This window comes from Nostoc sp. FACHB-133 (assembly GCF_014698055.1).
GTDB lineage: Bacteria > Cyanobacteriota > Cyanobacteriia > Cyanobacteriales > Nostocaceae > Nostoc.
The window spans coordinates 1-12,922 of record NZ_JACJSH010000059.1; the positions used below are offsets into that span (position 1 = coordinate 1).

Annotated in this window: 7 protein-coding genes; 3 read left to right on the forward strand and 4 right to left on the reverse strand. The window is 40.8% G+C overall.

The features are described 5' to 3' along the window. Window positions 1-144 precede the first annotated feature (144 nt). Window positions 145-420, forward strand: coding sequence for a tyrosine-type recombinase/integrase (locus H6G86_RS30540; protein WP_313931498.1), 276 nt, complete (start codon window positions 145-147; stop codon window positions 418-420). A 65-nt stretch (window positions 421-485) separates the two neighbouring features. After that, entirely contained in the window at window positions 486-2,636 is a 2,151-nt protein-coding gene (locus H6G86_RS30545) for a hypothetical protein (protein WP_190937455.1), read from the forward strand. An 81-nt stretch (window positions 2,637-2,717) separates the two neighbouring features. Here H6G86_RS30545 and H6G86_RS30550 read toward each other — a convergent pair whose 3' ends face one another. The 3 genes from H6G86_RS30550 to H6G86_RS30560 form a co-directional block, all read right to left on the reverse strand. Next, window positions 2,718-3,044 carry a hypothetical protein gene (locus tag H6G86_RS30550; RefSeq protein ID WP_190937456.1) on the reverse strand — a complete coding sequence of 109 codons (327 nt, stop codon included), beginning with the start codon at window positions 3,042-3,044 and terminating at the stop codon, window positions 2,718-2,720. Between the two features lie 240 nt (window positions 3,045-3,284). Beyond that, on the reverse strand, window positions 3,285-3,821 hold the full coding sequence (locus H6G86_RS30555; protein WP_190937457.1) for a hypothetical protein: 537 nt from the start codon (window positions 3,819-3,821) through the stop codon (window positions 3,285-3,287). After that, window positions 3,818-4,354 (reverse strand): DUF4365 domain-containing protein, encoded by a 537-nt coding sequence (locus tag H6G86_RS30560; protein ID WP_199338485.1) that lies wholly within the window; start codon window positions 4,352-4,354, stop codon window positions 3,818-3,820. Before H6G86_RS30560 ends, H6G86_RS30555 begins: the two co-directional genes overlap by 4 nt. Before the next feature lie 616 nt (window positions 4,355-4,970). Here H6G86_RS30560 and H6G86_RS30565 point away from each other — a divergent pair. After that, on the forward strand, window positions 4,971-6,827 hold the full coding sequence (locus tag H6G86_RS30565; protein WP_190937458.1) for an alpha-amylase family glycosyl hydrolase: 1,857 nt from the start codon (window positions 4,971-4,973) through the stop codon (window positions 6,825-6,827). Window positions 6,828-7,827: 1,000 nt separating this feature from the next. Here H6G86_RS30565 and H6G86_RS30570 read toward each other — a convergent pair. Beyond that, complete coding sequence (locus H6G86_RS30570; protein ID WP_190937459.1) at window positions 7,828-12,519, reverse strand: nSTAND1 domain-containing NTPase; 4,692 nt, start codon at window positions 12,517-12,519, stop codon at window positions 7,828-7,830. Window positions 12,520-12,922: the final 403 nt, after the last annotated feature.

The following is a 12,922-nucleotide window of genomic DNA, read 5'->3' on the forward strand; positions in this document are numbered from 1 at the left end:
GGCTACCAGCACATATTTAGTAAATAAAGTTACTTCTTACTTAGATTTTATTTTTGCGATCGCTTGTTTTTTACTGGATCTGACAAAACCGCATTGCTCCCAAAAGCAAGTAAGAATAAACGTGGTTTAGACCCGCTTTTCACTGTGCTGGCTTACCACAAGAATGGAGCGAGATTAACCGGGGAGGCAATCAGGCGATTGGTGGATGGGCTATGCAAGCAAGCCGGAATTACTAAGAAGATGTCGCCCCATCGCATCCGCCACAGTGCGATTACCACAGTATTGGATCTGAACAATGGCAACTACCGTGCTACCCAGCGCTTTAGCAGACACGCCCAAGTGCAGACGGTTTTGAAATATGATGATAACCGCCAGCGCTTGCAAAAGCAGATGAGCGATTCAATATCAGAACTTATCTAGAAAATAAGGGTATAATTTTACTCTAGTTGACGACCTTGTTTTTTAAGCTTAAGAGTCTAGTGCTGATGGGCACAAGCTTCGGATGGATTGGAGTACAGCTTTCCTTATTTGAAGATCCACAGTTTAACTGTGAATCTATTAGTGACTGTTCAGAGAATCAAAGTCAGCCTCACAGAAGAATGACCCATGCAGAAGTCGAAGAGGCATTTGTTAGAAAGGGCTATGAGCTTTTAGATAAATACGTTAACTCTAAAAAGAAAATGAGCTTCAGATGTCCAAAAGGTCATCTTCATCAAATCTCTTGGGAGTTATTTAGGATAGGCCATCGATGTAGGTTTTGTTCTCATGAAGATAATGCACAAAATCAGCGATTTTCGCATGAGTTTATTGAGCAGCAACTAAAAAAGGAAGGATACAAGTTACTTAGTGTCTATCAGTCAGCGCAAACACCAATCATAGTCGTATGTCCAGAAGGACACGAATATGAAACTCGTTGGGCAAGCTTCAACAGTGGTACTCGTTGCAAGCTATGTCGAGCTAGACAGCAGCATCTAAAAAAGGCTGAAACTGTCAAAGCAGCATTTGCAGCAGAAGGATATAACTTACTCGATGAATATGAATCTCACACGAAAAAAATGAAGTTTATTTGTCTGGAAGGACACCAGCATCAAATTTCTTGGTTGGACTGGGGTAGAGGTAAACGCTGTAAATTTTGTACTCGCAAAGCTAATACTGAAAAAAGACGGACTTCGCCTGAGTTAGTTAAACAAACAATTGAAGCAGAAGGATACAAACTTTTGGAGGAGTACCGTAAGAATTTAACTCCCATGAAGTGTATATGTCCCAAAGGACATGAAACTACAGTAAGGTGGAGTCATTTTCAACGAGGTAATAGATGCGAGATATGCGCTCACGAAATTAGAGGTAGGAAACGGCGGAAAACCCATGAAGAAGTAGAAGCAGCATTTGAAGTAGAAGGATATCATCTGCTAGACCGATATGAAGGCGCTCATAAGAAGATGCGGTTTATCTGCCCCAAAGGACATCAGCATGAAATAAACTGGACTAACTTTAGTCAAGGGTATCGATGTGCATATTGTTCGGGAAGAAGTATAGTAACTCATGAAAGGGTTGAAGCTGCTTTCAGTAAAGAAGGTTATCAGCTTCTAGATCGATACGAATCCAAGAAAAAAAAGCTTAAATTTATTTGTCCCCAAGGTCATCAACATGAAATCTCTTGGGATAACTTTAACTCAGGATACAGATGCGCTTACTGCTCTGGTCGAATTGTTACTCATGAGCAAGTAGAGCAAGCTTTTGCGAAGGAGGGATATAAGTTATTAAGTGAGTATCAAATAAATACAACTAAATTAAAGTTTATTTGTCCTGAAGGACATGAACACGCGATTACCTGGGCTGATTTTAGAAGTGGTTGTAGATGTGCATACTGTGCAGGTAAAATAGTAGACCTAGAAGAAATGAAAGCAGTATTTGAAATAGCAGGTTATACACTACTAAACTCATACGAACGTGCTGATAAAAAGTTGAAATATATTTGTCCAAATGGACATCAGCATGAAATAACTTGGAATTCATTTAAAGCTGGTAATCGTTGTGCTTATTGTGCTGGCAAAATTATTACTCATGAGCAAGTTGAACTTGCTTTTACTACGGAGGGCTATCAACTCCTTGATAGGTATGTAAAATCAAATACAAAGATGCAATATATATGTCCTGAAGATCATCAGCACTCTATCATTTGGGATGCTTTCAAGCAAGGTGTTAGATGTCCGTACTGTGCTGGTATGAAACCGTCAGAAGAACAACGGAAAATAAATAAGATTAAATATGGAATTGCAAGATTGATTCAAATATACTTGCGTCAACAAGTTGTAAAAAAGCAATTTTCAATCACAACTTTTGCTGGTAAAGTTGCAAAATTAGTATTTGAAGTTTTAGGAACACGCCCTGATGGATGTCATTTAGATCATGTTGTTCCTCAGAGTTATTTTGATTTCAGGAACCAAGAGGAAGTTGAGGCGTGTTGGCATATTGCTAACTTGCGCTACTTGCCAGCACGAGAAAATGAGGGAAGAGGCAATCGACTGACTTTAGAAGAGGTGAGAGATTTTAGTAAGGAACAACTACAAATTCTTCAAAAGGCTAGTTTAAAGCCTTCTAGACTGAGCAAGTTTTTAGACAGCCTTTCACTCTAATTATAAGAAAAGTTACAAAACACAATGAGTATTTATGCAACACGTGAACAGTGTTCCTATTAATAGTCTATTTAACAAAACTTACTCTGTGTCAAAGTCGATTACACTTATAATAGACGACTCACCAGCCAAGATAGAGATATCTCGCAATACCCCTCTGTTTGGGGTGCATATATGGTAAAGTTTTCTAGATGGGTCGTAGAGAATTGCAATCACGATTTCGTTATTGAATAATGTTGTCTTGCCTACTTCAGCTTCATATTGCTTACCATCATGTTGCCATTGCAGAATTCTGATACGACGCTCAGAGAATTTTGCGCCTAGTCCTTCACCAAGGTGTAATTTGATAGCTTTATACACCTCTTGTTCGGATGTGCTTGAATCAGCAGCAGGAATAAAAAACTTCATATTCACTAGATGCTTGATAGAACAAATTTACTATATTTAATCGCTATAGTATTCTAGTTTAATGCTCTACGTCAACAAATACCTTGAATTGCTAATTGTCTAAGTGGCAACTCCAATAGTAGATTCGGTACTTTGCTTTGATGGGTTGGTCCGATTTTTTACTAATAGCTAACCAAGAAAATTATGATTCGTAAATAACAATTAATTTTTCTACTAAGTCACACTTATTGGTAAGAATATTCAAATATTCTCAATTTGAAATTCTTGTGGATTTTTCAAAATAAAAATATTATTTTCTTTAACTAAATCACCCGTGCATCTTACAGGTAAGCGTTCTTGATAAGATTTTATTGCCAAAATATAATCATGGTCGAGCAGTTCAGTTTTGATTTGGCGTAATTTCTCAAAAACTGGACAAACAATGGTAACTTCACCACTTAATGTATCTGCGTTAGGAGTTGCAATTTGCGTGACAAAGCCTTGAATTTTTAAATGAGGATAATTTTTAATAAATTCATTTAAAATTTCGAGGTAAGAAATATTTTCAGAATCTGCTATCGTTTCGATAAGTTCACGAACTCTCGGAATATAATCTCCTAAATTTTTTGTGCTTGGTAGTAAGATTTCAAATTCTCCTTTTTGTGCTTCCTTGTGCCAGATTGTGGCATTATCAAGAAAAGGTCTGTCTTCGTGCCAACCGTGAGATTGTAAATACTCTCTTAGTTGTTGTGGTTCTATATTTTTGATAATTTCCGCATCTTGCACAGTAACTTTCATGGTTGTACTCCTTGACCGATACCTTGCATAATTGACTGGAGAGCAGCGACTGAAAATTGATTATTTCTTGGCATGGTGACAGTTACAGTCGATGTGTTTTGTGTTTCTGGCATGACAAAGAGCGATAACCAATAGCCACAATACCTCATACAAAGTTCTTCTTCTGATTGTTGCACCCACTCGCTTAAGTTGTCGGGAAGTAAAACTACAATTAAGATTCTAGGAACGGCAAAGTCAACCATTCGTAAATCATTGTAGTTTTTTAGTTTGAGAGAGTAGCGGATAGCGTTATCGTTGAGGACATCCCTTGATGTTGATTTTAGCTGCAATTCCAAGCGAGGCGCACGGATGCGCCCCATAAGACCTGTGGCTGCTATTCCCCAGTCTACGCTGTCGTCGTCTACGGCTGGTTTGTAGAGAGAATAACCTGCAACACTGGTGATGGCTTGGAGATATGCGTTGCTAAATTGTTCTTTCTGTTGGTTGATGTCCACTAATAATTGGGGGCCATGATAAATACGTCCAGGCTGCATTTATATAATCCCACGGCTTATTCGCATCTGCGAATAAGCCTTTGCTTAAAATTTAATTTCGCTCCATTGTTTTTCGGTTCGGTTTTTTTCTGACCACGCGTCACTAATTAATGCTCCTTAAGTAAAGTCTCTTCTAATACGAGTTAACGCCTGTTGGGCGTTACCGTGCCGAAACGGGTAAATTGTACGCTAAGGCTGAAACCAAGATGGGGTAGGCTTTTCAAGAAGTGCTTTTTCCTATAAAATTCGTGAAAGACCTATGGTTAGGCTGCCAGTTTCAATCTAGTTTGAACGAAAAATCGTCGTTTCAGGCACTTGAAAATTCTTTAGCGTACAAAAAACCTTTTTTGGCACGGTGATGCCTAAAATCGCCGTCGCTGATTTTATGGCAGGAGGTGCAGAAAAGGCTGGTATTTAACCATGATAAGTGTTTACCTTGCTCTAATGCTCTGAAAATCAAGGTAAACACCGGAAATACGAGGGCTGGTTCCACATCATCAAGCAAATCTCGGATATGAGTAACTGCATAAGCTCAAAATGCTGGTATCTATTTCTTTTCAAAGATGAGAAACTCTTTGATATAGAAACAGTATCATAGATAACTAAGGAGAGAAGAGTGCCTAAATCGATAGATGACTTAGAAGTCCAAAATACTTTAAATAAAGTTAGAAGTGCAGTTCTGAATAGAGAGACGAAACGGGTTAAAGTTGGAGACAAAGTTGAAGAAATTCATTATCCGTTTCCATCACCGGAAGATTGGCGGGATCAATGGATCTACTTCATTATGGTAGACCGATTTAATAATCCAGAGGCTGAACCAAAACAAAAGTGGGATAGTCCGAGTGAGGATTTTCAAGGTGGTACATTTGAAGGTATACGCCAACAACTTGGATATTTGAAAGAATTAGGGGTTGGAGCGCTCTGGCTAACTCCTGTCCAGAAGAATTGCCAATATCAAAAAACATATTATGGCTATGGCATTCAAGATTTTTTGCAAATTGATAAAAGATTTGCATCTGATCAAAACAATCCAGAAAAGGAGTTGCAAGCGCTAATAGACGAAGCTCATGCCCGTGATATCTATGTAATATTTGACATTGTGCTCAATCATGCCGGAAATGTCTTTGCTTATATCGATCCGAATGGAAAAGATGGCGAACTCCCATTTCGTGATGCAGGCGAGTACGATATTCAGTGGCGTGATCAAAGCGGCAATCCTAACAAAAATTGGCAGAATCCACCCACTGATGATAATCTTCCCTCTGATGCAGCAATCTGGCCGAAAGAACTTTGTAATAACAACTTCTTTCGGCGTAAGGGTAACAGGAAAGATACTGAGTATGGCGGAGACTTTGGTACGCTCAAAGAATTTGTTACCGATAATCCGAAAGTACGTAATATTCTTATCTGCATTCATCAATATCTAATTGCTAAATACGACATAGACGGTTTTAGACTTGATGCTCTCAAGCACATTGAGCCAGAATTTGCTCGCATTTTTGGCAATGCAATGCGCGAATTTGCCCTCAGCATTGGCAAGAAAAACTTTTTTACTTTCGGTGAGGTTGCCGATGAAAGCGAAGAGAAACTTGCTAAATTTACTGGTCGCTATACCCAGGACAAAGACGATTTGATGGGCGTTGATGCTGCTCTTGACTTCCCTGTTTTCCACAAACTTCCTAAAATAGCAAAAGGATTCATGTCACCGTCTAAAGTCGTTGACATATATGAACGACGCAAGGAAGTGCAACGGAACGTCATCAGCTCTCATGGTGAAGCTAGTCGGTTCTTTGTCACGTTTCTAGATAATCACGATCAGGATCATCGCTTTTATTATTCGGATTCAACCGATCCAGACAAGTACAATGACCAAGCCACTTTAGGTATTGCCTGTTTGTTTGCCCTACAGGGTATACCCTGTTTGTACTATGGGACAGAACAGGGACTAAATGGCTCTGGAAATAGCGATCGCGCAGTTCGTCAGGCTTTATGGGGTAAACCAGATGCCTTTAATCCTAACCACCAGTTTTATCAGACGATTAACAAACTTTCTCATATCCGCGATCTCTATCCAGCACTACGCTATGGTCGGCAGTACTTCCGACCTATCTCTGGCGACAATATTAATTTTAGTATTTCTACTCTATCTCCTGGTGTGCTGGTGTTTTCTCGTATCTTAAACGACCAAGAAGTAGTTGTGGTAGCGAATACCAACCAGGAGCGTTCTGAAACCGTATATGTCATTGTCGATTTCAATATCAATCCTGAAAACTCTACTTATAACCTCGCATACAGCAATAAAACTTATCTGACTGCACCACGCTACCAAGTAGAAACAAAAAATAAAGGAGAAGCAAAAATAACAGAAGTCAATGAAGTCAACGCTCATATTAACGATAATCTAATACGAGTGATGAAAGTCACACTCCAACCTATGGAAGTACAAATTTTGGCGACGAATCGGCGTAAATAGAAGGTTCGTGCAACCAGGGGCAATATGCTTTGAATCATAATGTGAGAAAAATTTTGATCCATAAATTAGAAGAGAGTTAACGAAAATTTAGGCTTTCGCGCTAATCACAAATTAAAACTTTGCATTCATACATGAGTGAGAGTTGAAATTCTGAATCATAACTAGAGAATGAGTTGAAAAAACACAATTGGACAAAACTTGCACAAAAAATCCCTGACAAAATTGTTCTAACTTAAACTTTCAATTCAAAATATGGCTCAAATACCCATGTTATGGTTCAAAACTTTTGTTTTAGTATATATCTGAGTAAAAATAAAATATTTCATTGAACAAGCGATCGCCCAGCAACAGAGCGATCGCCTACTCAAATCGTAGCTGAATAATAATGATAATCAAGCTGAGGGATTGATACAAAAGTCTCTTTTATCAGTCTTTTTATCCTCTACACGATAATCATTATTAGTAAAAAACTCGAATATCAAAAGTGAACTATAAACTGGATACTCATTTCTGAAGCATATCATGAGTTAAAATCTCATTTTTCAGTTCAAATCACAGGCAACCTTGTAAATTTCTGTAAAAATAACCCATTTTTCGGCTTAATTGATAAGAAATACAAATGATAACTTTGCCTAGTTTGCTTTCTTTTAGGCAATGTTTTTCAGTTCAGAGACGGAGCGATAATACTTTGAGACACAAACTTCCAGGTACTCCAAGCTCCGTTTTAGGCAAAGTTTTTTTACTATCTATGCGCTAGAAAAAGTATTTGTGCAACAAATCTATTCGTGAACGCGGTTAAATCCCGTATCAATCTGTGTAACTGTTGCTGTATAAGGTTTATAGCTATAGGTTGCCCCTAGTTGCATGAACCTTCTATTTACGCCTACAGGGAGAACCACAAGAGCGGAGTATCTCACCAGAGTGGCTCCCCTTCTGACTTTCCCTGAAACATGTATAATTAATTTTGCTTAATCACTTAATTCCTAAAGTTGAGGGAGTATCAAAAGGTTTGACTAATCGCAGTACAGAAATGGCGGACTTCTTGGTTAACATTAGGATTATTCTTGAGATAATCTCGCGTCCACTCACAAGCACGTACGAGTAGCTTATCTAAATCTTCTAGATACAAGTACCACAAAATCACGGTGTTATCACTACTGCTAGTAGCAAGGCTCTTGCCATCGGGACTGAAGCTAACACTCCAAACCACATCTTTATGTCCCTTGAGAGTTTGCAATTCTTTGCCATCAAGGTTCCAGATTTTGATAGTGTTGTCGCTACTGGCAGTGGCAATTTTCTGACTATCAGGACTGAACGCAATGCTATTCACTCCATCTTTATGTCCCTTAAGAGTTTGCAATTCTTTACCATCAAGGTTCCAGAGTTTTGCAGTATTATCATAACTGGCAGTGGCAATCATCTTGCCATTGGGGCTGAATGTCACGCTGTTAATCCCATTTTTATGTCCTCGGAGAGTTCGCAGTTCTTGACCTTCAATGCTCCAGAGTTTGACAGTTGTGTCCCAACTAGCAGTAGCAATCATCTTGCCGTCGGGGCTGAATGTAGCACCGTTGACTACAGAGGAATGTTTCCGCAGGGTTTTTAGTTCTTTGCCATCCCGATTCCAGAGCTTGACGGTACCATCCTCACTAGCAGTGGCAATTAAGTTGCCATCAGGGCTGAAACTGACACTCCAGACAATTTTTTGATGTCTTTTTAGGGTTTTTAGGTCATTGCCGTCAATGCTCCAGAGTTTAACAGTTTTATCTGCACTAGCAGATGCTATGATTTTACCATCAGGGCTGAAACTGACACGATTGACTTTATCTTTATGGCCTTTGAGAGTTTTTAATTCTTTGCCATCCTGATTCCAGAGCTTGACAGTTTTGTCCCAGCTCGCAGAGGCAATCATCTTGCCATCGAGGCTGAAAACTAACCCGAAGACTGCTTCTTGATGACCTCGGAGGATTTTAGTATACTGACTGTAAAGACTCCACAACTTGACAGTCGTGTCGCTACTGGCGGTGGCAATGATTTTACTGTCGGGACTGAATGAAATGCTGGTAACTTCATTGGAATGCCCATAGAGGGTTTTTAGTTCTTTGCCGTCAATGCTCCAGAGTTTGACAGTTTTATCTGCACTAGCAGAGGCAATGATTTTACCATCAGGGCTAAAAGCAACGTTTTTGACCACATTGGAATGCCCATAGAGGGTTTTTAGTTCTTTGCCATCAAGGCTCCAGAGTTTAACGGTGTTGTCGTTACTGGCAGAGGCAATTATCTGACCGTCCGGGCTGAATGTGGCGCTGTTGACCGGTTGGTTATGTGCTGGCAGGGTTTTTAGTTCTTTGCCATCAAGGCTCCAGAGTTTGACAGTTCCGTCAGCACTGCCAGTGACAATTACCTGACCGTCCGGGCTGAATGTGGCGCTGTTGACCGGTTGGTTATGTGCTGGCAGGGTTTTTAGTTCTTTGCCATCAAGGCTCCAGAGTTTGACAGTTCCGTCAGCACTGCCAGTGACAATCATCTGACCATCGGGGCTGAATGTGGCGCTGTTGACTGCTTGCTTATGTGCCGTGAGCGATTGCAGTTGTTTGCCATCAAGGCTCCAGAGTTTGACAGTTCCGTCAGCACTGCCAGTGACAATCATCTGACCATCGGGGCTGAATGTGGCGCTGTTGACTGCTTGCTTATGTGCCGTGAGCGATTGCAGTTGTTTGCCATCAAGGCTCCAGAGTTTGACAGTTCCGTCAGCACTGCCAGTGACAATCATCTGACCATCGGGGCTGAATGTGGCGCTGTTGACTGCTTGCTTATGTGCCGTGAGCGATTGCAGTTGTTTGCCATCAAGGCTCCAGAGTTTGACAGTTCCGTCAGCACTGCCAGTGACAATCATCTGACCATCGGGGCTGAATGCCGTGGTTTTGATTGGCTGTTTATGCCCTTCTAGACGGTTGCGCTCCCTCACGAAGTTAACCGCCTGTAGCAGCGTCTCTACAGCCTCAGTCAGAGTATTAGCATCGACTTCAAATGTATTCTTTATCCGAATTCCCGCTCTGATACTTGCTATCAGCGCATCAAACTCATGATTTAAGTTCAAGAATGTTTCTGCCGATGACCTAATCTCTTTAATCTCACTAGTGCGTGCTTTTTGTCCTTGCCACCAAGCTATGCCAGCCAGAGTTACAGCTAAGACTAAGCCAACCACTAGCCATGAGATAATCAATTGCCGCCTGCGCTTGTGCTTTCTAATTTCACTTTTGTGAAGTTCCAAACTCTGTCCAATAAAACTTCTCTCTCCTATGCTCAATTCCTGCCAGCGTTGATTCTGCCAATATTCTGCGTCTGCGAGAGGTTTTCCTCGTAACAGCGCACCTCGATCGCAGCTGCTACTTTCCCATTGACGAATTGCTGCCCTGAGTTGCTCTTGCCATCGGCGAAATTCACCGTCAACCAGCATCCACTGCTCAAGCCGTCCCCAACTTCTAATCAGTGCCTCATGGACGATTTCTATTGTTTCTTCTTGAGTAGATTCGTTGTGGTTTGTGACTACCAGACGAGCATCAGCCAAGCGTGTCACCAAATCCCAGTTTTCTAGGCCCACCTCATGACTAGTCGCTAATCGGCGAGTTGCTTCTGCTCCTTCTCCCAAATACACTAACTGCATAAACACTCGCTGCGATCGCAGTCTATCTGTTTGTGCCAACTGGGCATATACTGCCTCTGCATGGTTAGCCAAAGCTTCCTCTACGCCGCCAATCTCCTTATAAGCCTGATGAGTTAGCAAACCATTTCTTTGTTTTGACCACAAAGTTGTCAGGGCAAACTCCAATAATGGTAAACGTCCTGGCTGGTTGTGTATACCATTAATGAGTTTATTGGTCAACCCATTTTCTAGCCCTACTTGCATTTGTATTGCAGGCTGTTCAATCGCCTGACACAATTCCTCACGGCTCATGGGGCCAAGGTTCTGAACTGCCCCCTGTAAAGCATCACTCAAGGGACGGTAAGAAAGGGCGTATCCATAAAAGTCAGCCCTCAAGGTAGTAACTAAAGTAAACGCCGGAGCTAATCTGACTGCATTGAGCAATCCATCTAAAAAAGGTTGACGTTCTTCTTCTGGACAAAGGGTGTAGAGTTCTTCAAATTGATCGGCTACTAATACTAGGCGAGTGCCAAATCTCTGCTGTACAAGCCTCTCGATGATTTTGTAGAGAGTTTTGTCATCTTGCTGAAATGCGATTGCTAATTCTAGTTCAACTAAGTAGCGGGCATTTTTATCCTCTAAAAGAGGCGAAAAGGCTCTTGCCAAGGCTGCAAAAGGATTATTCTCTGGACGAAACGAGACTATCTGCCACTGCACATTTGGGTCTTGTCGCAACCGAGGAATCAACCCCGCAAACACTACACTAGACTTACCACTGCCACTTGCTCCAACCACAGCCACTAAAGGCTTTCTTTTCATTGCCGCTACCAAATCAGAGGTGAACTGTTCCCTACCAAAAAATAGGTATGCATCCTCTTCTTGGAAGGCAAATAAACCGCGATAGGGACAAGGGGGAATCCCGCCTAACTTCAGCCAAGTTGATGGTTCTACTGCTGGATTTTGAAAAATCAGAGGTAACCAAGAAGCACCGGGAAAATCATCCTCCAAACCTTGTAACTGCCTGCGTGCTTGCTGAACAGCTAGATATAGAGGCTTGCGTTCAATGGCGAAAGCCTGGAGAAAATTCTGAAAAAATATCTGTGCTACATAATTTGGTACTGGCTCTCGCATCACAATCACCTGGGGAATATGCAATCTCCCCAAAGCATTCGCCAATCCCACTCCATCACAGGAGTTGAAAATTGCTAGCTTTAAACCTTTCTCAATCGCTGCAATCAGAGCTTCTTCTAACTGTTCTATTGTCAGACTGTTGTTTATCTGATTCTCATTGATGTAAATTCTGCCTGTGTCACCTTCGGTTTGACTATGACCTGCAAAAAACAGAATATCCCAGCCTGTAGAGTCCCAAAGCTGCGTGTTGAATTCTTGACGCGAGGGATTGTTTAGAGAAACAACTTCTGCAATGTCTTCTAAGCTTTTGAGAAAACTTGCTTCTATCTGCAAATCAATGCCTTGGCTATTCCCCAAAATCGCTAAGATTCTGACTTGATTTCTGGTGAATGTTGGCTGTAAAGATTCTCGCCGTTGATACTCTGGTCTAGATAAAGCCAGTTCTGCTTTGGGATAATCCTTAAAAAAATCCCAACGATGCAAGGGTAAGCGTCGTAGGTTGTAATCGTCGGTTTCCAAAATTACTCGAATTTCTGCTGCTTGGTCTAGTTGCGATCGCAATTGCCGCTCAATTGTCAGAAACTCCGCAGATTTCAGCCAAGTATTAATGTTCTCTTGTAACTTTTGGCATAACTCATCAAAATCGAGCAGAGAAACGTTAGTGATAGCTCCTGCTTCTATTTCCAGTTTGTCATCTTCCTCCACCCCTTGAGAACGCAGTGATTGACGAGTACACAGAGCCTGATAAATTGACCGCCAATTTCTATATAGTTCAACCAGGTCTGGAGCTGCGGGCAAGCTACCAATAAATTGCTCTGGGGGCAGATGCTCATCTGAGCGAATTTGCGCGGTAACGCTAGGAAATCCATTGTGCAAGTCGCCATTTCCCAGATTGATGACAACTGTCTTGCTCATTATAGGAATTAGGTATAGTGCTGAGTACCGATTATTTCTAAGCTTAATTTATAGCTTTTTGCATACTTTTACTAGATATTGTTCTAAAATAGTACTTTATTTACAATATAATAATTTATGCAGATATTCTACAACTCTTATATATTAATTTTTGTAATTTTTTGTAGTTTTTTCCTTGAGAGAATTATATCATTTCAGATTTTGGATTGTGAAACCTCCGTTAGATAAGCGTTTCAGGTTTCCATCTGTCGCAATCATTTTTCAAGTTGGTATTAGTTTCATCGAAAAATTTTGGTGTGCAGGGTAAAACGATTGCCAAGCAATTAAGATAGAGCCAGCCCTTTTTGGAAATTAACAATTAAAGGTTAAAAGCCAAGCTAAATTGTGGATAAAACAATCATTT